Origin of the sequence: Mucilaginibacter sp. SG564, assembly GCF_013149275.1 — a bacterium.
Lineage (GTDB): Bacteria > Bacteroidota > Bacteroidia > Sphingobacteriales > Sphingobacteriaceae > Mucilaginibacter.
Genome location: NZ_JABGNA010000008.1, coordinates 154,628 through 177,809, shown reverse-complemented (window position 1 = coordinate 177,809; position 23,182 = coordinate 154,628). Strand labels below are relative to the sequence as shown.

20 protein-coding genes are annotated in these 23,182 nt (G+C 44.0%); 2 read left to right on the top strand and 18 right to left on the bottom strand.

Annotation, left to right across the window (positions count from 1 at the left end):
* Window positions 1-189: 189 nt before the first annotated feature.
* From ccsA (FHW89_RS19305) to FHW89_RS19275, 7 genes are all read right to left on the bottom strand, one after another.
* Window positions 190-2,643: a cytochrome c biogenesis protein CcsA gene (gene ccsA / locus FHW89_RS19305; protein ID WP_172336684.1), complete on the bottom strand. Its 2,454-nt coding sequence runs from the start codon at window positions 2,641-2,643 to the stop codon at window positions 190-192.
* Between the two features lie 85 nt (window positions 2,644-2,728).
* Complete coding sequence (locus tag FHW89_RS19300; RefSeq protein WP_172336683.1) at window positions 2,729-3,139, bottom strand: cytochrome c maturation protein CcmE; 411 nt, start codon at window positions 3,137-3,139, stop codon at window positions 2,729-2,731.
* A 650-nt stretch (window positions 3,140-3,789) separates the two neighbouring features.
* Complete coding sequence (locus tag FHW89_RS19295; protein WP_172336682.1) at window positions 3,790-5,226, bottom strand: Glu/Leu/Phe/Val dehydrogenase; 1,437 nt, start codon at window positions 5,224-5,226, stop codon at window positions 3,790-3,792.
* Window positions 5,227-5,378: 152 nt separating this feature from the next.
* On the bottom strand, window positions 5,379-5,588 hold the full coding sequence (locus FHW89_RS19290) for a CcmD family protein (protein WP_172336681.1): 210 nt from the start codon (window positions 5,586-5,588) through the stop codon (window positions 5,379-5,381).
* A 2-nt stretch (window positions 5,589-5,590) separates the two neighbouring features.
* The gene (gene ccsA / locus FHW89_RS19285) at window positions 5,591-6,262 is read right to left on the bottom strand and encodes a cytochrome c biogenesis protein CcsA (RefSeq protein ID WP_216650629.1); all 672 of its coding nucleotides are present in this window, start codon (window positions 6,260-6,262) and stop codon (window positions 5,591-5,593) included.
* Window positions 6,263-6,534: 272 nt separating this feature from the next.
* Window positions 6,535-7,728, bottom strand: coding sequence for a carboxypeptidase-like regulatory domain-containing protein (locus FHW89_RS19280; RefSeq protein ID WP_172336680.1), 1,194 nt, complete (start codon window positions 7,726-7,728; stop codon window positions 6,535-6,537).
* 127 nt (window positions 7,729-7,855) lie between these two features.
* Window positions 7,856-8,539, bottom strand: coding sequence for a heme exporter protein CcmB (locus FHW89_RS19275; RefSeq protein WP_172336915.1), 684 nt, complete (start codon window positions 8,537-8,539; stop codon window positions 7,856-7,858).
* A 521-nt stretch (window positions 8,540-9,060) separates the two neighbouring features.
* On the opposite strand from FHW89_RS19275, the gene FHW89_RS19270 reads away from it, so the two are divergent.
* On the top strand, window positions 9,061-9,546 hold the full coding sequence (locus tag FHW89_RS19270; protein WP_172336679.1) for a methylated-DNA--[protein]-cysteine S-methyltransferase: 486 nt from the start codon (window positions 9,061-9,063) through the stop codon (window positions 9,544-9,546).
* Between the two features lie 3 nt (window positions 9,547-9,549).
* Here the strand turns inward: FHW89_RS19270 and FHW89_RS19265 are convergent, their stop codons facing one another.
* From FHW89_RS19265 to FHW89_RS19230, 8 genes are all read right to left on the bottom strand, one after another.
* Window positions 9,550-11,478 (bottom strand): response regulator, encoded by a 1,929-nt coding sequence (locus FHW89_RS19265; RefSeq protein ID WP_172336678.1) that lies wholly within the window; start codon window positions 11,476-11,478, stop codon window positions 9,550-9,552.
* 20 nt (window positions 11,479-11,498) lie between these two features.
* Window positions 11,499-12,089, bottom strand: coding sequence for a chemotaxis protein CheB (locus tag FHW89_RS19260; protein ID WP_172336677.1), 591 nt, complete (start codon window positions 12,087-12,089; stop codon window positions 11,499-11,501).
* Entirely contained in the window at window positions 12,079-12,909 is an 831-nt protein-coding gene (locus FHW89_RS19255; RefSeq protein WP_172336676.1) for a protein-glutamate O-methyltransferase CheR, read from the bottom strand. Before FHW89_RS19255 ends, FHW89_RS19260 begins: the two co-directional genes overlap by 11 nt.
* Window positions 12,910-12,916: 7 nt before the next feature.
* On the bottom strand, window positions 12,917-16,363 hold the full coding sequence (locus FHW89_RS19250) for a response regulator (protein ID WP_172336675.1): 3,447 nt from the start codon (window positions 16,361-16,363) through the stop codon (window positions 12,917-12,919).
* Between the two features lie 257 nt (window positions 16,364-16,620).
* A complete protein-coding gene (locus FHW89_RS19245) occupies window positions 16,621-17,055 on the bottom strand; it encodes a hypothetical protein (protein ID WP_172336674.1) in 435 nt (144 codons plus the stop codon).
* Between the two features lie 123 nt (window positions 17,056-17,178).
* Window positions 17,179-17,508: a gliding motility protein GldC gene (gldC, locus tag FHW89_RS19240; RefSeq protein ID WP_172336673.1), complete on the bottom strand. Its 330-nt coding sequence runs from the start codon at window positions 17,506-17,508 to the stop codon at window positions 17,179-17,181.
* A gap of 324 nt (window positions 17,509-17,832) precedes the next feature.
* The gene (locus FHW89_RS19235) at window positions 17,833-18,099 is read right to left on the bottom strand and encodes a hypothetical protein (RefSeq protein ID WP_172336672.1); all 267 of its coding nucleotides are present in this window, start codon (window positions 18,097-18,099) and stop codon (window positions 17,833-17,835) included.
* Window positions 18,100-18,222: 123 nt separating this feature from the next.
* On the bottom strand, window positions 18,223-19,569 hold the full coding sequence (locus FHW89_RS19230; protein ID WP_172336671.1) for a DEAD/DEAH box helicase: 1,347 nt from the start codon (window positions 19,567-19,569) through the stop codon (window positions 18,223-18,225).
* 458 nt (window positions 19,570-20,027) lie between these two features.
* Here FHW89_RS19230 and FHW89_RS19225 point away from each other — a divergent pair, with 458 nt between their 5' ends.
* Window positions 20,028-21,362 carry a dihydroorotase gene (locus FHW89_RS19225; protein ID WP_172336670.1) on the top strand — a complete coding sequence of 445 codons (1,335 nt, stop codon included), beginning with the start codon at window positions 20,028-20,030 and terminating at the stop codon, window positions 21,360-21,362.
* Window positions 21,363-21,544: 182 nt separating this feature from the next.
* Here the strand turns inward: FHW89_RS19225 and FHW89_RS19220 are convergent, their stop codons facing one another.
* From FHW89_RS19220 to FHW89_RS19210, 3 genes are all read right to left on the bottom strand, one after another.
* Window positions 21,545-22,000: a GyrI-like domain-containing protein gene (locus tag FHW89_RS19220; RefSeq protein ID WP_172336669.1), complete on the bottom strand. Its 456-nt coding sequence runs from the start codon at window positions 21,998-22,000 to the stop codon at window positions 21,545-21,547.
* 93 nt (window positions 22,001-22,093) lie between these two features.
* On the bottom strand, window positions 22,094-22,516 hold the full coding sequence (locus FHW89_RS19215) for an SRPBCC domain-containing protein (RefSeq protein WP_172336668.1): 423 nt from the start codon (window positions 22,514-22,516) through the stop codon (window positions 22,094-22,096).
* Between the two features lie 19 nt (window positions 22,517-22,535).
* Window positions 22,536-22,976: an EVE domain-containing protein gene (locus FHW89_RS19210; protein ID WP_172336667.1), complete on the bottom strand. Its 441-nt coding sequence runs from the start codon at window positions 22,974-22,976 to the stop codon at window positions 22,536-22,538.
* Window positions 22,977-23,182 lie beyond the last annotated feature (206 nt).

Genomic DNA, 23,182 nt, shown 5'->3' with positions numbered 1-23,182 from the left:
TATAATGCAGAAACCCCTTCCTACCCTTCCCGAGGGAAGGAATCGCACAGGGCCTGCGCTTTTGATCGTGTTTTTAATTCCCTCCCCGCGGGAGGGGTGCGATGGCTTGTGTTGTGGCAGGGAGGGGTTTATACGCCCTGTAACAGAGATATTCAAAAGCCTTCTCTTTTGGAGAGGGCTTTTGATACCTTAAACCACCTTCAATTCCTTTTTCCTACGGCGGATAGACATGAAGAAACCGATCACCATAATGATGGTACCTGCCCAGAAAAAGTTGATATATGGGAACTGGATGGCTTTCATCACAATAAATTTCTTCTTGCTTTCGGGTTGCTGGTACACCATGATCTCTACCTTCTTGTTCTCGGGTATCACCTTGCTGAAACGCAGTTTCAAGCCTGCATCATCAACTTTACGGGCAAAATCAAACACGTTGCCATTTTTAATCATGTATACCGGCACAACGTTATAGTGGTTACCATGGGTTACTACCTCCAGGTTGGCGCCAATGGCCACATCGCTGTCGCTTAGCGGGATGTTTTGTACTTTGGCTTCTTTGTTTAGCGCTTTTACTAAAATATAACCGTCACGATATTTGATGGTATCGCCGGGTTTTACTTCGTGGCTTACCGGTGTATCGTAGTTTTTATCATCATCAACCTCGTCATGAGCGCTTTCGGAACCACCCTCTGTGGCGCTGATAGCGTTTGACATGGTGATGTGCGTGTACATGTCATGAAACAGATAATGCTTGGTATCTGGTGATGAAGCCAGCTGACCTTTATTTACCTGAACTTTGGGTTTCAGCACAAACTCGTTGGTCACCTTACCATTAGCATCTACTTGTTTGTAATCAACCTTAAAGAAATGATTAGGGGCCGAGATTGAGTCGCCGGTATAGGTTACCAGGAAGTCGCCCATTTTTACGGGCTGATTGCGGTAAACTATAATATTTTCACGCGGGTTTTGCTCTTTGGCAAACTCGGGAGAAAAACCTTCGCCGGTATTGTTAATAGATATCACGCTGCTGGTACCCGCTGCTATCAGTGCGCCTACCAGTAGTAAACCAAAACCGATATGCGCCACAGCCGAACCGGCAAGTTTGTACTGACCTTTAAACGCATCGCCCAGTATTTTGGCGTTGGCCACTACCGAATATACCGAGCCCCACATTACCAGTATAAATACCGCGTTCAGCTTGTAAACGCCGGTTCCATAAACTACCAGGGCGGTTATTAAAGCCGCGAAAAGCAGGTACAGACCTGTGGTAATAAAAAAGCGGGTAACATCGGTTTTTTTATATTTTAAAAACTGCGCAATGCCAGTAAGTATCGTTACCACAAAAGCAAACGACGACTGGATAACATTGTAATGCTTAATTACATCAGACGGCGGCGCTATTTTGGTACCAAACATGGCATTCCATACCGGTACGGAAGTTACAACCAATAAATGGAAGCACGACAGACCCAAAAATACCGAGCCTACAAACATCCAAAATTCGCGCGAGTAAGTGTCTTCATCTTTTTTGGTGATGGGCAACTGTTTCCAGCGAGCCACCAGCAATACCACTGAAATGATCAGGAATATCAGCACGCTAATAACCAGTTGCCAGAACATGCCGTTATCTGTAAAAGAGTGCACCGAAGTATCGCCAAGGATACCGCTGCGCGACAGAAACGATGAATACCATACCAGTACAAAGCTGATCAATACCAGGAAGGTAGCGGTAAAGTAAGAGTGACCAGTGTTTTTATATACAATGAGTACGTGCAAAGCGGCAACCATGGTGATCCATGGGAAGATAGAGGCATTCTCCACCGGGTCCCATGCCCAGAAACCGCCAAAATTCAGTGATTCATATGCCCAGAAAGCACCCATAATAACGCCGGTGCCCAGTATCATACCGGCAAACAGTGCATATGGTATAGCGGGTGCAACCCAGTCTTTATAACGTTTTTGCCAAAGGCCAGCTACCGCGTATGCAAAAGGTACTACTATCGATGCAAAACCCAGGAACAAGGTTGGCGGGTGAATGATCATCCAATAGTTTTGCAGGGATGGGTTCATACCCTGGCCGTCTTTTATAAACGAAAGATAATCGGGATTTTGGAAGATAGGCGCTTCCAGTGCTTTACGTAGCAACAGGAACGGTGAGCTACCAATGCGGGTACCCAAAATTTCGACACCCAGTACCATGGTGGCTAAAACTATCTGCGAAAAAGCCACCACTGTCATTACGGGGCGTTCCCATGATTTGGCCCTGCGGATGAGGATATTACCTAAAACAGCCTGCCAGAAGGTCCAAAGCAGGAAGCCTCCCTCCTGTCCGTTCCAGAAACCGGATACGATATAGTAAACCGGCAACGAACGCGAGGTATAGGCCCAGGCATAATGATACTCGAAATAGTGGTTATAAATAACATAGAACAGGCATACGCCCATGCCCAGTATAGAGATAGAATTAACGTAAAAACCGATGCGGCCCATGCGCTGCCATGAGCTATCGTTTTTGCCGGCATCTTCGGTAGTAGCGAAATAATAGCTGATAAATGATATAAGCGCCGCGCCAAAAGAAAGAACGATAAAAAACTGACCTATCTGGCCGGGTAAAAGGTGTTCACCTTTAAAAACTGTATCCATATTTTAAGTCAAAATTCAAAAGTCAAAAGTTAAAAGTCAGGCAAGTATGCTTTTTTTGACTTTTGAATTTTGACTTTTAACTTTATTATATACTGGCCTGCGTGGCCTTTGCTTCTGTAATTTCTAACTTGTCCTGAGTGTATTTAGAAGGGCATTTCATCAGGATCTTGGAGGCGTGAAACTCCTGGCCAACCATGGTGCCGGTTAATACCAGCTGTTCGCTGCGTTCAAAGTCTTCGGGTTTGGTGCCTGTAAAAATCACTTTACGCTCCTCGCCTTTGTTATCCTTCATGTAAAATGAAAAGTAATTGGCATCCTTGGTGGCATCATAGTACAATTGTTTTGTTTTGTTCAGGTGCCCTACAATATGCAGTTCGCTGGTGGTTTTTGTAGCATCGCTAAAAGAACCATAAGTACTGGAGTTGGAGTAAACACTAATGATAACCGCTATAGCAATAGCGATAACTACAAGACCAAAAATTGCACTTTTCTTCATTCCGAGGCTTATATATTATAAAATAGTACGCAAAAATACAAAACATAGCGCTAATAAAATTCATTACAAGTCATATATGTTATTTAGAATTATTCTTGATAGAGAAAAGAATCAAAAATCTAAGAGTCAGGAATCAGGATTTTGGGGATTTGGCGTTGGCTTACCTGGCATCAATGGGTCATGCTGAGCTCGTCGAAGCATGGTGGGCCGGCCTCTGCGACGCCCTTCGACAGGCTCAGGGTGGCAGTCCCTCCTTTTTAAGCCAATTTACTATATTTACTTAAAGCAATTACCATGAATAATACATGCAGACTAAAATTGGAATGGATACCGGAGGCGTACAAGGAGAATGAGGATACTTCTTCAAAATCTATTTCTGCCTCGCAAAAGTTAGTTAAGCCATTGGTAGGAGAAAAGCATAGTTTGAAAATTAACAAAGGGAAATATAAAAGATAGATCTGTATAGTTCGCGATTGCTTCGTCGTTCCTCCTCGCAGTGACATAGCAAAAGTAAGAAAACAAAAAAGGGCGGATTTTTCAATCCGCCCTTTTGCATAAATTTTGTCATCCTGAGCATAGCGAAGGATCTATTCTCAAATATGCATACCAGCAAATAGATTCTTCGTTCCTCAGAATGACAAGGAAATTATTTACGGCCAAACACCAAGGTTTTGGTATGATACGGCGATTTTGTTGATAGCGCCTACCATGGCTGCATTACGCAAGGTTTCGATCTTAGGATTACTTTTGTAGATTTCCCTGATCTCGTGATATGAGCGGATCATGGTATCTTCCAGTCCGGAGTTTACCAGTTCCAGTTCAGATGCGCCTTTGATAATGGTTGAACGCTGCATCGGGGTAAGAGATACCCCGGTGATGCCTTCTACCATGTTCACCAGGTTCAGGTTGGAATTTTCTTCAAACCTGCGGTTCATACGGCCAAAAGCTACGTGGCTCAGGTTTTTTAACCATTCAAAGTAGGATACCGTTACACCGCCGGCATTGGCATACATATCCGGGATGATTAAACCGCCATTGGCATAAAATATAGCTTCGGCTTCTGGCGAGGTTGGACCGTTGGCACCTTCGGCGATAATTTTAGCCTGTATGTTACGGATGTTGTATTCGGTGATCTGATTTTCCAGAGCGGCCGGTACCAGGATGTCGCATGGCTGCTCCAGACCTTCCATGGTGTTGGCAAATTCGCGCAGGGCGCCTGCATAACCTAAAATTGAGCCGGTTGCTTTACGGTGTTGGAAAACAGCTTCAACGTCAAGGCCGTCCTCATTATAAATAGCGCCTTCAAACTCGCACAAACCAACAATGATGGCGCCAAACTCAGCCAGGAATTTAGCCGAATAGTAGCCCACATTTCCCAAGCCTTGTACAATTACTCTTTTACCTGCCAAACCTGGCAATAAGCCCAGTTTCTGCATATCCTCGCCAACGCTTACACACTCGCGGATGGCAATAGCCACACCACGACCGGTAGCTTCCCGGCGACCAGCGATACCATGTAACGCGATAGGTTTACCGGTAACGGCACCCATAGCATCCAGCTGACCTGGGTTCATGGTAGCATAGGTATCAGCAATCCAGCTCATTTCGCGCTCGCCCGATCCATAATCCGGAGCAGGTACGTCAATACTTGGACCAATAAAATTTTTCTTGATCAATTCCACAGTGTAGCGGCGGGTGATGTTTTCCAGCTCGCTTACGGTGTAGTTTTTAGGATTTATTTTGATACCGCCCTTAGCGCCACCAAACGGAACGTTCACAATGGCACATTTGTAGGTCATTAAAGCGGCAAGTGCCATTACTTCATCCTCGTTCACCATTTCGCTGTAGCGGATACCGCCTTTGGTTGGCGATTGGTGATGTGAATGCTCAACCCTCCACGCGTCGATCACCTCAAACCCATTGCCCCTGCGGATAGGGAAACGGAAGCGGTAAACACTGTTACATGATTTGATTTGGTCTAATAAACCGGCATCGTGTTTTGTAAACTGCGCTGCGTAATCGAAGTTTTTACATACGTCGCCGAAGAAGTGGGTATCCTGATCAGCAACTAAAATATTCGTAGCCATAATTGTTATATAAATATTAAACTCTTAAAAAAGTGCACAAATTTGGTACAATTTTTATCAATATCGCAAATATTTTATTGTTAGTGTTTCAGATACACCTTATAACAACGGTACAAAAACCAAGTTTAAACAAGATAGGCAAATTATTTGAACTATTTTTCTTTTTCGATTTTTTTTAATCGACGGTCGATAGAGAACAGATAAAAGGCCAATCCGGCAAAAATTATCACTATAGTAACCACTACAACGTATATTTTACCCGAGCTGCGCAACGCGTTATCCATTTCAACCGTAACGCTTTGTTGTGCAAAAGCACGCGCAAAATTTAACAGCAGCAATACTAAAACTGTAAGCTTCTTCATTATTAATTTTCGTTCTTTTTATATTCAATTAAACGGATACGGTAACGTACCGAGGCTATCCAGATGCCCATAAAGCTCCAGGCAATAAAGGCAGGATATAATACCATACGCATGCGGTTATCCAAATCCAGCTTACCAAAAGCAGGGTTACCACCATTACCCGGGTGTAACGAATCAGTCATCCGGGGCAATACCATGATCAGTACGATCATCACCGGGAAAGCAAAAATGTTATAGATAGCCGATATTTTGGCGCGTTTCTGTTCCTCGTCAATGGAATTACGCAATACCGAATAAGCGCAGTACAACAAGAAGGCTATGGCGGCGCTGTTTTGTTTAGGATCGTTGCTCCAGAACTCGCCCCACGTATATTTGGCCCAAAGCATGCCGGTTATCAGCCCCAGCACAAAAAAGAACAGGCCTGTATTGGCGCATTCAACTGCGATAAGGTCGTACTTTTCTTTACCGGTATTTAAGTATTTGATGCTGTAATAAACCGAAATGGAAAAAACCGTAAACATGGCCATCCACATAGGTACATGGAAATAGGTATTTCTGATTGTTTCGTGAACTATAGGCAGCTTGGGCACCCCAAGCAGTAAACCGGCTATCAGTGTGTAAATAATTACGATCACTGTTAAAACCTTCCACCAGGATTGATAAATAAATTTCATATTGATTGATGGGCAAAGGTAGGTATTTTGGTTCATTAGTTTATTAGTGTCATTGGTTCATTTGTTGGTTCACTGGTTCATTAGTATCATTAGTTCATTAGTAAACACTGAAAAATTACTACGAACTGATAAAACCTCATTAGGAACCACCTCTAAGACCAATGAACAAGTGAACTAATGAACAATCATACTAAGACCAATAAACTAATGAACCAGTGAACCAATGAACGATCATGCTAAGACTAATGAACAAGCGAACCAATGAACAACGATCAGTCCCCCGGCTCGTAATCTACGGGCAGCAGATCGGCCAGTTTAGCTTTGGACCAGGTACCTTCATAAAGCGGACTTGGGTTTGATATCACAATACCGTTCATATCAAACAAGATATAGTTACCGTAGAGGGTTACAATACTGGCTTCATAATTACCCATATCCAGGGGGCGATAAACATCCCTAAATTCGGTAGTCTCTTCCTTTTTGGTATATACCACGTATAGCAGATGAGGAAAAACAACGGCATATATCCCCTTTTCGGGTGTTTTACGCAATATTTCCATAGATTGATAGGGTAAACGGACCAGATTTTCCCGGTTCCATTTGGTAAGGTTGTTGAGCCTGTACCAGTTGGCCAGCGAATCGCGATTAGGAGCGATATCCCTGTATCTTTTGATCTTTTGTAATATCAGGCCTTCGTCGGGCCGTTCGCGGTTGAGCATGCGGGTAAAATCATGCGCTTCAAAACCTTCCTCTTTCAACCTATCTTTATATAACGAACGGTAAAAATGCTGTGCCGAGCCATAATAAGCCAGCTCACGTTTCTGTTTCCAGGCTTTCTTTTGTTCTGCCGATCCGGGCAGTTCTTCAAAAAGGGCCTTACCTGCGTATTGTATGGTATGCTCGATGCCATCACTCAAAAAGTTTTTGAGTAAAAACTTGGTGCGATATCCCAGCGCGTGGTTTTCTACCACCAAAAATTCATCCCCGGAAGCTTCCAGCTGCTGTTTGTTGCGATGATAAATCAGATTGAGTATGTGCGGATTAACTACCCGGCAAAGTTTGGAGTTTTCGGTAGTGCCAATAAACTCCCGCCTGAATTGTTCGTAATTCTTTTTCCAGTCGGCTGCGCTGCTGATCACTACTTCGCGCAGCATTAATACTTTTTGGGTAAGCTCGATATTCAATTTCAGCGGCGCGCCGCTCACCTGTATGGTTTGTGAGTAGTCTTCGTACCCAACGGTGGTTACTACCAGCTCATACTGGCCTGGTTTAACACCGCCAAGAGTAAATGAGCCATCTTCGGCTGTAACCGCGCCATAAGTGGCATTGCTTAAAAATACGCTGGCCCGGGCTATCGGGTTTTTACCATTGGCATTAACAACCGTACCCGTAATGGTAGTATTTTGAGCAGCTACCACAAAAGGGCATACTATAAAAAGAAGAAGAATGATCCAATAAGGCCGCATTAATGAGGGATAAATTTTTTTTCAAGGTACTAAAAAACATAATTTTTATGAACGCTTGATGAAATTGCCCGCATTTATTTATTGATACAAGAAAGTTACAGTGGATGCCATTATTATCTTTTGCCCATCAATCTCGCCAAAGGAAAGGGAAAAGCAAAAGCGCGGTGGTAATCACAATGGCATTAATGGCGCACAAAACACCGATGTTGCCCAGGCTCAGGCTTCTGTCTATCCCATCCATCGCGTTTTTACTGAGGCGGATAAGCACCAGGATCACGGGTATAATAACAGGAAAACTCAGAATAGCCATCAGTGTACCGTTATTACCCGCTTTGGAGGCGATAGCCGATATCATGGTGAACACGGTAGAGAAACTCAGGCTACCCAACAGCACGGTTAAAAAGTAAAACAAAGGATCTCCAAGAGTATTGGTAAAAAACACCATGTACACCAGTAAAGCCAGTATGCTTAACAGGGCCATCAGCAAAACATTGTATATGGTTTTTGACAGGATAATAGCCTGCGGACTGGCTATAGAATAATAATAAAGCAAACGACTCTTGCTCTCCTGCATAAAGCTTTTGGCTATGGCGTTAACCGATGCAAACAGCATAATGATCCAGAACAGTACGTTCCACACCACTTTGTAACCATTGCTGCCGCTAAAACCCGGGGTAAGGTTAAAGGAAATATAACAAATAAATACGGTTGATACCACGTATAACAAAACACCATTAAAAGCATATTTTGACCGCCATTCGAGCAAAATTTCCTTTTTAAGCAGGTGCCAGGTTTCGTTAACGAGTTTCATGGCGTCAAAGGTAATTATTTGGTTCATTTGTTCATGGGTTTATTGGTGCATTGGTTTTGCTTGCGGTGGGCCATCATCACGCTTGGCCTCTCTTCGCTTGCGGCCCTTTCCCAACACGTCATTGCTGTAAGGAGTCTCACCCAACCCTCTCCAAAGAGTAATAGCCCACAAAAAGGCATAATGAAAAAAAATGAAAAAAAATGGGTGTCATCCTGAGCCCCGTCGAAGGATAGAGCGCAGAGGCCTGCCCACCATGCTTCGACGGGGCTCAGCATGACACCTTTTTTGGGTAGCGGCCTCTTGATGGGCTATTACTCTCCAATGGAGAGGACTTAAAAAAAGAGTTTTAAAATCTCCCCCTTTGGGGGAGATTTAGAGGGGGCTCCTGCGCTTGCAATGACGCGCTTTTTATGAGATCGTCCTGACGCAAGCATTTGCTCAATCATTCCAATTGCCTTAAATTTGAAAAAGAAATCACATTGCCTACGGCAATCCATTATCAACCTGTAAAAATAAAATTCATGCCCGTTGCTTACTGTAATACCCCGCTTGGCATAACCCGCATTACCGAAGAGGATGGCTTTATTGCTTCCATATCGGCCCGGGACGAGGAGTATGAAATTACCCCTGCACCAACCCCATTATTGCAAAAGGCTATTGACCAACTGGATGAGTATTTTAAAGGTGAGCGCAAGGAGTTTGATCTGCCGCTGAAACAGGCGGGCACTCCTTTTCAGCAACAGGTATGGGACGAGTTATTGCAAATAAAGTACGGACGTACCATTACCTATGCGCAGCAATCAAACCAAATGAATAGTCCGCTGGCCATCAGGGCCATAGCATCGGCCAATGGTAAAAATAATCTGTGGATAGTGGTACCCTGCCATCGGGTTATAGGTTCAGACGGCAGCCTTACCGGCTACGCGGGCGGCCTTTGGCGTAAAAAATGGCTACTGGAACACGAGGCCAAAGTAATGGGTATCGGCCAAACCAAACTCGAGTTTTAGTACTCATACCACTACCTTTAGCAACTGGCTTATTTTTTCGTGCAGCTGATATGGCTGGAATGGTTTTGCCAACACATCATTCATACCTGCGGTAAGCGCTTGTTCCTGCTCATGCCCAAATGAAGATGCTGAAAGGGATATGATAGGGATGCTTCTTTTGGGCTCTTCAAAGTCAACACGTATAGTGCGGGCAGTTTCATAACCATTCATTTCGGGCATATGGGTATCCATTAAAATAAGATCGTATTTTTTGCTTTTCAGTTTTTCGATCAGCTTACGTCCATTATCTACCATATCAACCTCCACGCTCCAGTCCTTCAGCATTTTCGATAGCATAAACTGGTTCACCATATTATCTTCGGCCACCAAAACAGTAACATTGTTAAATGGATTAAGTATTTTATCGGGTTTACTGCTCATTTTTTCAACCGGCGCAGCTGCAATGGTATGCCAGTTGATAAAATTAAAGGTGCTTCCTTTACCTAATTGACTGCTCACGGTGAGTTCACCGCCTTTTAATTCGGCCAGTTTTTTTACAATGGTTAAGCCAAGTCCCGTACCGCCGTATTTGCTTACGGTATCTTCTTCGGCCTGTTCAAATGATTCAAATATTTTGCTCAGCCTATCGGCCGGAACACCAATACCCGAATCTTCAACGCTATACTTCAATTTAACCTTATCGTTATGTTTTTGCAATACCGATACCTTCAGTTTAACATACCCGCGTTCGGTAAACTTGATAGCATTGCTCAACAGGTTCATCAGGATCTGATTCAAACGCAGGGAATCAACCATGAGGTTTGCCGGCACATTATCCTCTATCTCCAGTATAAATTCAATATTGCTTTCATCGGCCCTGAATTTAAGCAGATCAAACGCGGCCCGTATAAGCTCGCGTATATTATTGGGTGTACGTACAATGTTAAACTTACCAGCTTCTATTTTGGATATGTCCAGCACATCGTTTATTACCCCCAGTAACGACTTGGAGGAAGTTTCGAGCAAATTGAGCATGTTTTTTTGCTGCTCATTCAGTTCGGTACGCAGCAAAAGGTTGGTAATACCTATAATACCATTAACCGGGGTACGCAACTCATGGCTCATGTTAGCCAAAAAAGTTTCCTTTACCTTTTTGCTGTATTCGGCGTTTTCTTTTGACTTGATCAGCTGTTCCTGGTAGCTCTTTTGCGGCGAGATATCGCTGATGTTTAAAAAAATAATTTTATTATGATAGGATGCACGGCACTCTACCCATATCACCCGTTTATCAAAGGTTTCAAACTGTAATTCAAAAACGGCAAAGTTCAGGTTGTCCTTGATGATCTCGCCCAGCTTTTTGCGAAACAGCGCCTGCTGGTTTTCAACCGCCAGGTTAACAATTCCTTTACCCAGCAACTCTGCCGATTTAAAACCCATAATGGTTTCAACCGCGGGGTTAATATTGCTGATGCGGAGATTTTGCGCGTCGACCGAGCAAATGATATCGGCAGAGTTTTTTACCACGATAGCAAAATTCTGCAAATCTTCGTTCTTTAGCCTGATCTCGGCCTGGGTACGCGCCAGGTGCACAAATGAATCAACCTTGGCCGATGTTATATACGGATCAAGCGGTTTGTACAAATAATCAATAGCGCCGGTACCCAAACCTTTCACCGCGTATTTAGCTTCTTTAGATATGGCGGTCACAAATATCACCATGATATCTCGTGTACGCGGATTTGATTTGAGCATTTCAACCAACTCAAAACCATCCATTTCGGGCATCTGCACATCAATAAGGGCAATAGCAATATGTGTGTCCCAGGCAATCTTGAGAGCTTCATTTGGCGATGTTGTAGAAAATATACGAATATCATCGCGCTTCAATAATGCTTCAAGCGCAACAATATTTTCTTCTCTATCATCAACAATAAGAATATTAACGGGACTCATTTAATGCTAATGTAAGTGAATTACTGTGTATGTAAAAGTTTAAATATCTCATCTGTACGTAATATATACCGGGCGCCTCCATTGTTAATGGCCGCTGTAGGCATTTCATCCATTTCTGCATCCTCGGGATGCTGGGCAATGGTAACTGCCCCATGTCTCCTCAATTTTAACATCCCATCGGCACCATCCTGGTTGGCTCCTGATAATAAGATGGCCATACATCGATCATGGTAAACCTCGGCGGCGCTTTCAAAAGTTACATCAATTGAGGGTTTTGAGTACCAGACCGCCTCGGATACATCCAAACTAAAATACCCGCCCTTTTCAATAAGGGTATGGTAATTGGCGGGTGCTATATAAATCGTATTTTTTTTCAGAACGTCTTTATCTTCAATTTCGCGGAGGGAAATACGGGTATTCTCTGCAAAAAGTTTCGCTATTTCACTAAAAAAGTTCCGCTTGCGATGGATAACGATGATTACCGTTTTATCCAGATCATCAGGCAGCAACTTTACCATCTGGAACAATAGTTTAAACGATCCGGCCGAGCCACCCAGTAGTAATAACTCGGTGGTGCGCCAGCGGTCGAGTAAATTTTTATCAGGTCCCAATTTTTTGATAAATATTTTCCTTGTGATTGATCACTTTGAACTTTCGTTTAAAAGCTTCAGACCGTATGGTTTCTTTACTACCTAAACATAAATAGCCCAAGGGGCACAAGCTTTTATAAAACAATTCCAATATCCGTTCCTGCAGTTCGGTTTCAAAATAAATAAAAACATTACGGCAGCTGATGAGTTGGAACTCGTTAAACACATCATCAGACACTAAATTATGCACCGAAAACAGGGTATTCTGCTTCAGCTCGTTATGTATCGACGCAGCATCATACAAAATAGTAAAATTATCTGATATAGAGCCTTTTAAACCCGTAAATTGATAATTTTCGGCGTAACTTTTTATATTGCGTAAACTATATATCCCCTTACGGGCTTCCCGCAATACTTCGGTATTTATATCGGTACCGTAAATGAATGATTTTTTGCTGAGCCCTGCCTCGCGCAGTAGTATGGCCAGGGAATAAACCTCTTCGCCTGTTGAACAGCCCGCACACCATATTTTGGCATGCTGATAAGTTGACAGGTAGGGCATCACTTGTAAGCTAAGCGCTTTATAAAACGACGGATCACGAAACATTTCGGTAACGTTCACCGTAATCTCCTCTAAAAAATACTGAAAAAAATGCTGATCATTAACCAGGATATGTTTCAGATCATAAAACTCCATTTTTTTCAGCTGCATTATCCTCACCACCCGCCTTTTTAACGAGGCTTTGGTATAACCCGAAAAATCAAACCCGTGTACCCTGCGTACCAGATCTATCAATTCGGTTATTTGGGAGGATGTTATAACAACAGAAGTATCACTCATATTAACTTTAACTCTCTAACCATAATTGCATCAATGCAATAAGCCTGTCCATATCAACCGGTTTGGTGATATAATCATTGGCGCCGGCAGCTATACACTTTTCGCGGTCGTCTTTCATCGCTTTCGCGGTTAAGGCAATTACCGGTAGCTTGGCCCATTTGGCTTGCTTACGTATGTACCGGGTAGCTTCATACCCATCCATCTTAGGCATCATGATATCCATCAGTACAATATTAATGCCGGGTACTTCCTCCAGTTTGGCAATAGCCTCTTCGCCATCATTGGCTATCTCTACAACCAGGTCATAACCTTGCAGCGCGCTGCTTAAGGCAAAAATATTGCGCATATCGTCATCAACAATAAGCACTTTTTTGCCTTTGAGGGCGCCTTTTCCTTTTGAAGGCAGTTTAGCTTTGGTAAATGCCGGTGCAGGTTCGTTCTGGGCACTGCTTGATTCGCTGATCTTGTTCAGGAACAGATTCACCTCATCTATCAGCCTATCGGCAGATTTGTTGGTTTTTACCACCATCGCGTTGGCATATTGCATCAACCGGTTAACCGATGCCTTATCCAGCTCCATGGCTGTGTTTACAATTACCGGAAGCGAGGCAAAACGATCCACCTCTTTGATCTTATCCAACAGGTCGAGCCCGGATATATCGGGTAGGTTCAGATCCAGGATCACGCATTGGTATTCGTTTTCATGCAGCATCCTGAAGGCCGATTCGCCATCAAATGCCTGGTCAACGGTAATACCCTGTCCCTGCATCATATCTTTCAAAGCCTGGCTCTGGGCTTTATGATCCTCCACCAGTAATATCTGTTTGAATTTGGTACCACTTTGCAGCATGATATCGGCAAAAAGCTTATCCAGCGTTTCGGTGTTGATCGGTTTCTTCAGGAAGCTGATAGCGCCTTCTTTGCGTACCCGGTTTGCTGCCGCGTCGCCCGCCGACATCAAATGCACCGGTATGTGCATGGTTGCTTCGTTATGCTTCAGCTCTTTCAATATCTGCCAGCCATCCTTACCCGGCAGCATAATATCCAATATCACGGCATCGGGCATATGTTCTTTCACGGTTTCAACAGCCGTGGTTCCTTCATGAACCATTACCGATTTATAACCATGGTCGCGCGCGTAATCCTGTAGTATGTGGGCAAAGTTTTTATCATCCTCCACAATCACCACTAATGGCTCGCGGTCACTATGCACTGGTTTAACCGCATGCGCCAGGGCAGCGCTTTCGGCTTTAAAGGTTTGCGCGGTTGGCAATATCTCATCTTCATGGGGTACCGTTTGTATGGCTTTCAACGGAATGGTTAGCACAAATTCACTGCCTACCCCCTGTTCGCTGGTGAGGCTGATACTGCCGCCCAGCAGCATGGCCAGTTCACGACTTATAGAAAGACCCAATCCGGTACCACCATATTTACGACTGGTTGATCCGTCGGCTTGCTGGAACGCCTCAAATATGATACGCTGCTTTTCGGCCGGAATACCGATACCCGAATCTTTAATGGCGAAACTAATAGTTGATTCTTTTTCGCCCGGGCGCGCGGTAATGGATATCGATCCGTTTTCTGATGTAAATTTAAACGCGTTGGAAAGCAGGTTTTTGATCACCTGCTCTACACGTACCTTATCAGTAAATATGGTTTTGGGCAGGTTTTTACTAACACTGGTGGTATAGTTAATCTTTTTGTTGCTGGCCACCTCGGCAAAAAGCATTTCCATATCTCCCAAAATATCGGATACTTTGATATCCTCATTTTGCATATCCAGTTTGCCCGACTCAATTTTCGATAAGTCGAGAATATCATTGATCAGCGTAAGCAGATCATTACCGGCATTAAATATAACGCTGGCATATTTTACCTGGTCTTCAGAAAGGTTCAGTGGTTTGTTGTCTTTTAGTATTCGTGCCAATACCAGGATACTATTCAATGGCGTACGCAGCTCATGGCTCATATTGGCCAAAAACTCCGATTTATATTTACCGGTTACTTCCAGTTCATCAACTTTTATATTGATGGCGGCCCGGGCCTGTTCAATAGCTTCGTTCTTTTCTTCAAGCAGGCTTGCTTTTTCTTCCAATTCGGCATTTATGGTGCGCAACTCTTCCTGCTGAACACGCAGCTCCTCTTCCGATGCCTGCAACATTTCTGTTTTGTTCACCAGCTCTTCGTTGGTAACGCGCATTTCTTCCTGTTGTGCTTCCAGTTCTTCGGCTTGTTGCTGGGTTTCCTCAAACAGGTCGTGCATAATGGTGCGGGCCTGGGCGGTATTTACAGCAATACCAATATCATTGGCTACAGCTACAATGTAATCTTTGCTATGCCCTGGCAGTTCGCCCACATAGGCTACTTCCAGCACGCCTTTTAACTTTTTATCAAAAAAGAAAGGAACAATAAAGTTTTCACTTAAGGTTTCTTTGATCACCGACGATTCCAGGTCGAGTTTCTCATTCAGTTTACCTTTAACAACCGCGGCTTTCTGATCTTGTGCAACCTGCCCCAGCCAACCTTCGGATAACTGGATCGTTTTTTTAATAAAGTCGGGATTATGGAACGCGTATGATGCATAAAGCTCCAAACGCTGATGAGTTTCGTTATACAAGTATAGCGTACCTGCGGCAGCCTTGGTGTAGGTACAAACTTCGGTAAGCACATTGCCCGATAGTTCCCTTTCACTTTGCTGGCCCTGCATTTTTTCATTAAGTTGACCTGTACCGGTGAGCAGCCAGTTTTTGGCCTCGTTTTCGGCAAGCACTTTACCCAGCTCAATATTCGCCACCTTAATTTCGGCCTCAATTTTTTTCTGCTGATCAAAAGTACGCTGTATGTAGAAGAACAGGATCAGGATAATAACCAGGAATATCAGGGAGCCACCTACAATAACATAGATAGCCGTGGTAGAAGCCTCCTCGGAGCTTTGCTTGCGGGCAGTCAGTAAATTATTTTCGGCATCGGTAACATGCACCACCAGCAGCCTGATCATGTCCATGTTTTGCTTACCATTCAGCAGCATATCGTTGCTTACCAAAAAATCAAGTCCTTTGGCTTCGCGCGTGTCGATATTGGTTTTGAGGATGGTACGCTGAGCGGCAACAAATGATGTTAAAGAATCGATCCTTTGTTGCTGAGAGGCATTATCAACCGAAAGGTCACGCATGGCCTGCAGATCAACACCTATGCGCGGCAGGGCTTCGTTATACGGATCGAGAAATGATTTCTTACCAGTAGCTACGTAACCCCGCATACCGGTTTCGGCATCGATCATGTGCTGCATCAGGCTGTTTGCCGATTTGATGATCTTTTGGGTATGATCTACCCATTGATTATCATCTTCAAACTTACGGATGCTGTTGTACGATAATACGCCAACAGCTAAAACCAGGATAATGGACACCACAAAGCCAGCTAAAACCTGCTGGCGGAAAGAAAACTTTAACATGCAGACCTTTTGTTTATATTACAAATATGTTCAAAAAAAAACTTTTTATTATTTAAAAAGGACAATAAACATTTAAGGAGTAGGTAATTGAGGAAGCCAGACTGGTGATACAGAACCAAGAGATAAGAATCAAGAATCAAGACTAAAAATGCTGTTTGCTTAAATACGTCGCCTTTAATTTAAATCAAAATTCGGGAGGAGGATTTATTGCTTTTCCTTATTCTTATCTCTTGGTTCTTAACTCTTAATTCCCTATTCTAATTCTCCGCCTCTTCGGCTACCGGCTTAATATATATATTGGGTTTGCTGCTTAGCGCGCCCAATACAGCCAGTATCGCTCCGGAAAAAAGCACATACCAGCCCCATTTAAACCGCACATGGCGGGTTAAGTAAGCATCGAGTTTTTTAAAGGGAATAAAGCTAAAAGCGGTTTGCACTTTAAAAATAGAAGCCAGCAACAGCAACACTACCAATGCCAGCGCCAACCACGAAGCTATACGAATAAGTTTTGGCTGATTTAAAAACGAAGCCGCCACGCCAACCACGGCAACCAGGGCCAGTACTAAACCATAGGGCTGGTTAAGCTGATAAACATTCCAGTTAAATAAACCAAGCGGCCGCAGCAAAGGGCAATAAGTACCGGCAAAAAGCAGCACAAAACCCAGGAAAGATAAAATAGAACTGATACGCATAAGGTAAGGTTTTTAGTATCAAGTAACTAGTATCAAGTATCAAGACCTCTTTGCAAGTCTCTTAAAACAAATGCAGCTGTCTTGATACTAATTACTTGATACCCTATACAACTAAAGTTAAATTTATTGTTTTATTTCCATTTTGTCGGCAAAGTGGGCGCAGTAGTCGCGCAGGTCTTCAACGATGTTTTTTTCGCCGGTGGCGCGTAAAAAGCTGTCGCCCATGGTTTGCAGGGTTTCATAAAAAAAGCGTTTCATTTCATCAACAGGCATATCCTTTGTCCAAAGGTCAATGCGCAAGGTATTTTTATAGCTTTGATCCCACAGGGCCAGCATCATTGATTTTACCGGCAGCGCCTCTTTGTTTTGCGAGTCCGTTGATTCCCACATAATGGTTTCCGGTACATTGTTATCATCAAGGCTTATGGTGAGCTTTATTTCAGCAGTTTTCATCCGAAAATAATTAGTGATTTATGGAGTTAATGAATTTTGATTTTTTAATCCTCTGTAAAAATCATATAGAGGACTTACTGATTAATATTTTTATAAATTTTCCGGCCGCAAGTATCTCAATTTTTAAACAAAGGGCATATAATGGGTTTGTAATTTATTTTAGCATTGCACCGCCATCTACTTCAAATAATTGCCCTCTTAGTGGCTTTATTCAAAAACGGGTGTCATGCAGAGCTCCGTCGAAGCATGGTGGGCGGGCCTCTGCGCTCTACCCTTCGACGGAGCTCAGGGTGACACCCTCTTTGGATTTTTTTTATTTACCAATCATTTAACCAGCAAGAATATAACCGTTACCAAAGCTATAAAACACAGCTCTATGATCCATAACTTTTTCAACTCGGCAAAAAAGTTACGGAATATCAGATCCAGGAAAAACACTACCGCGGCAAACAGCAAAAAGATCCAGCCAATAGTGGTGCTCCAGCTTTCCAGTGGCCTGCCCGCGATATGGGCACCGTAGATCCAGATGTAAACCGCCGCCACAATAAAAAAAGTAGTGGCAAAATTCAATGGGGTAATACGTAGCTTCAAGTTAATTATTGATTTATTGAATTATTGAATTATTGATTTTTTCTCATCTGCACATTAAAACGGCGAAGCCTTCAACGTAGTTAATCCGCACATCTGCATACCTACACATCCACACATCTATCATTATCTTTTTTTCCTTGATGGTTTACTTTTGGGGTTTTGTTTGCCTACTTTGCCGTAACGGGCTTTATCCCGGGCGGCATCAAACTTTTTGCGCTGGTTAAGGGTTTTCTTCTCGTGAAAGGCGCCTTTAAAGTCGGGATCTTCCTTGCGCTTTTGCATGTCGATCTCCTTGTTCTGCTCCTGCCTTTCGTCGTAACCGGTTTCCTCCACAAATACATCATCAGGGATAGTGGATACGGGGATACTTTGCTTGATGAGCTTTTCGATCTTTTTAAGATAATACTCCTCCGCGGGGCCACAAAAAGTAATGGCTTCGCCCGATTGCAGGGCCCGGCCCGTACGCCCTATGCGATGCACATAATCCTCAATCACCACCGGCACATCAAAGTTAATCACATGGCTCACATCGCTCACATCAATACCCCGTGATGCCACATCGGTAGCTACCAGTATCTTCACCTTATCGTTGCGGAAGGAGTTGATGGAGTTGATTCTTGTATTTTGCCCTTTGTTGGCGTGCAATACTTTCACCTCCTTTTCGCCATACTTGCGCAGCAGAAATTTGTACACATCCTCTGCAGCCACACGGGTTTTGCAAAATATGATGAGCTTGGTGATATCACCTTCCAGATCAAGCAGCTTTTTGAGCAGGTTGATCTTGGTTTTCATATTAGGCACATGGTATAAATGCTGATTTACCGTTTGCGCCGGGGTAGCCTGCGGGGTTACCTCGATAATGGTGGGATATTCCAGGAAATTATTGGATAGCTCATGGATCTTATCGCTCATGGTAGCCGAAAAAAGCAGGTTTTGCCTTTTCACGGGCACCACTTCCAGTATTCGGTTTATCTGGGGCATAAAGCCCATATCCATCATCTTGTCGGCCTCATCCAGCACCAGCACCTGCAGGGTTTTGGTTACGATGTGCCCGGCCAGGTAAATATCCATAAAACGGCCTGGTGTAGCTACAATGATATCAACCCCTTTATTGATCTGCTCAATTTGTGTTTTAGGACCAAGGCCGCCGTAAAGCACCACCACGCGTAAGTCGGTATTGGCGGCAAATATTTTTACGTTCTCCTCTATCTGCATAGCCAGCTCGCGCGTTGGCGATACAATGAGCGCCCGCGGACTTTCGCCCTGGGCATACTTCAGCTTCATGATAATGGGCAATACATAGGCCGCCGTTTTACCGGTGCCAGTTTGCGCAATACCCATCACATCCTGCCCGTTCAGTATCGGGGGGATGGCCTTTTGCTGTATGGGCGTAGCTTCGGTATAACCGGCATCAGCTATCGCGTTCAATATTTGCCGGTTAAATTTAAATTCTTCAAAAGTTACAGCCATGGCGCAAAGATAAGCTTTTGGGGAAAGAGTCAAGAATTAAGAATCAAGAGGTGGGGATAAGAGGCGGGAAACAAGAAGCAAGAGTCCGGATTGAGCATTGATTTGTAAGGGTAAACTCAGACCGCCTACGCTTCGCTGGGCAACCCTCTCTCCGACTGCGACTCCTTCTCCCACACGTCATTGCGAACGCAGTGTGGCAATCGCCGAGTAGCAGGGCCGCTCTGTAAGTAGGGGATTGCCACGTCGTTCCTCCTCGCAATGACGCTCGTAGATAATTTCTGCCCCCTCTTTACGCCGCAGGCGAAGAGAGGGATGTCGAGCGAAGCGATGACAGGTGAGTCGATTATACGCTATACAAACCAGGTAGGCTTTCAATCCCAAACCAACTTTCACATTTATATCCTAAATTTGCCGCACAATAAATCCGAATTCGAACATCCAAATCCGAAATATAAAACATGTCAACAATCCTCATCAAATCAGCAACTGTAGTAAACGAAGGCCGGCAATATGTAACTGATATCCTGGTAAAAGATGGTTTTATTGAACGGATAGATTCAAACATTGATACTCCTGCCGATGAGGTGATCAATGCCGAGGGCCTGCACCTGCTACCCGGTTGTATTGACGACCAGGTGCACTTTCGCGAGCCGGGCTTAACACACAAGGCCAATATTTATTCAGAGTCGCGCGCGGCAGTAGCCGGGGGTATTACCTCCTTTATGGAAATGCCTAACACCGTACCCAACACCTTAACACAAACTTTACTGGAAGATAAATATGAGATAGCTTCGCGCAACTCGCTGGCTAACTACTCATTTTTTATGGGTGCATCCAACGATAACCTCGACGAAGTACTGCGTACCGACGCGGCCAATGTGTGTGGGGTGAAAGTATTCATGGGTTCATCAACCGGGAATATGCTGGTGGATAATCCGCGTACGCTGGATAACCTGTTTGCGCAATCGCCCATGCTGATAGCCGTGCATTGTGAGGACGAGGCTACCATCAAAAGCAACCTCAACCATTACAAACAGCTGCTGGGCGATAATCTGCCTGTGAAGCTTCATCCTAAGATCAGGAGCGCCGAGGCTTGCTACTTATCGTCATCACTGGCTGTGGAGCTGGCCAAAAAGCACAATACCAGGCTGCATATTCTGCATATATCTACCGCGCTGGAAACGCATCTTTTCACCAATAAAATCCCGCTGAAAGATAAACGCATTACCGCCGAAGCCTGCATACATCACCTGTGGTTTAGCGATGCTGATTATGATACCAAAGGCAACTTTATTAAGTGGAACCCGGCTGTAAAAACAGCCCAGGATCGTGATGCTGTTTTAGAAGCCGTGCTCGACGGTCGCATAGATGTGATCGCTACCGACCATGCCCCGCATACGCTGGAAGAAAAGGAGCAGCCCTATCTGCAGGCACCATCCGGCGGGCCACTGGTTCAACATGCCTTACCCGCCATGCTGGAGCTGTATCATCATGATAAAATAAGCCTGGAACAGATAGCCGAAAAAATGGCGCATAACGTGGCTACCCTTTTCCGGATTGATAAGCGCGGCTTCATCCGCGAAGGCTACTGGGCCGACCTGGTACTGTTGAATTTGAATAAACCCTGGAACGTGAACAAAAGCAATATCTTATACCATTGTGGCTGGAGCCCTTTTGAAGGAACCACCTTTCGCTCGCAAATTGCCTATACTTTGGTATCGGGCAATATAGCTTACAGCAATGGAAGCTTAACTGAAGGTAAAGCTGGTAAACGTTTGAATTTTAATTATTAATAAAATTTATATTTTTCAAATACAGAACTTTCTGTAGAGGAAATAGGAAATAAAATACAAAATCCGTCATTGCGAGGAGGAACGACGTGGCAATCCCCTACTTACAGAGAGGCTCTGCAAATCGGGGATTGCCACACTCCGTTCGCAATGACGCGTTGAGGTAAATTCCGGGTTCAGGTTACCTACTCCACCGCTACATAGATCTCAACCCGTGCATCTTCCTGGTTGCAGCCACTGCAACCGTATACGTCAAAATCGGCGGTGTACTTACGGTTAAGCGGTTTGTTCCAGATGTATTGCCAGGTTTCGGCTACGCGATTGGGCAACCAGCTTTTAGCCGTGAATTTCACATAGGTACCGGGGGCTACCGCCAGACTTACCAATCCCTCCGGAACATTATCCAGCGAATTTACCTTGCAGCCCAGTACCGCGGTATACGGCCCGGTATGGTCTGTTTCGTAATCTGTGTAAATACAATGCACCTCGTCGCTTACCCGGTCTTTGATCTGTGGTAAAATGTTATCGTCCATAAAGCGGCACCAGAGGTCGCCAATGTCTTTAGCCGCCTGTCCGCCCTGATTGGTTGTACGTGTGGAAATTCCCAGCAAAAAGAACCCAATCACATCTATCTTGTCCATAATTCTAATTATCACTATTTGTTATACCGGTATATAATTAATTTTATACCAAATTTTTATAACGTTTATATAAATTATTTATTTAATAAATAATTACTCGATCATTTTGCGTAATCCGTCAAAAACACCTTTCCAATTTTGCGCCGAATGCTCTTTGGCGGCTTCGTCTTTGATATTATCCTGGGTGATGGCGAGGGTGGTTACACCATCTTTTTCACTCAGGCTGTAGGTAATATCGGCATAATTTTCGGGTTTATCTTCGGTGCCGCCCATGCTGCTCCAGTAATTATATTTCACATATCTGCCCGGGTCTATCTCCAGTATGGTACCGTGATCGCGGTAGGCCTTGCCATCCCATTCGCCGCTGAATACAATAGGCTCCCCTACCCTCCAGCTCGATTCCAGTTTGGTGCCAAAAAAGTATTCTTTTACCATTTCCGGATCGGTAAGCCCCTGCCATACTTTGGCCATAGGCGCTTTGAATGTTAGCTCGATGCTTAATGTTAAATTCTTCATGATGTGAGTTTTTAATGGTTTATATCACCGCTCTTTCAGAGATGGCGGTCTTTATCATTTGCTTTTTGATCAGTTCAAAATCATGTTCGCCTATTTCCAGGAAACCAAAACGAAAGGGGTAACCCCATGATTTTTTGTTGATGATAAAATCAAGCTCATCAACCAGCGGGATGATGGGCGCCTCGGTGCTTTCATAAAACCTGATATTGCGGCGCCAGGGTATAAAATCATCAAACATTTTATGCTGATAGATCTCCTCGTCAGCAGCCTGCCCGATAGCTGTAAAAGCCTTGCAAGGCTCGGTACCGTTCATGGTTTGTTTAGGCGAATAAAATAACACCCAATCACCGGCATGTACCCTTTTTAGTGCAGCCTGCTTACCATGATTGGCCTGCATAAAGCCTCCGGCTATGCCACGGGCTATATGATCTTTTGATGCTACAGTTATCCAGTACTTCATAATTAGTGAATTAATGATTTAGCGAATTAGTGATTTCATGCCTTTGTAAAAAACCACAAAAACACGACCATAAAGCCAAGTAAAGCCTTGACGTCACAAGATCTGTTCTCTTTTTCAACTCAGAATTTAAGACTTTCGACTAACGACTTTAACCTGATGGTTAGGCAAAGTAAATACGGGGGAATGACAACCTTATGTCAACAGGA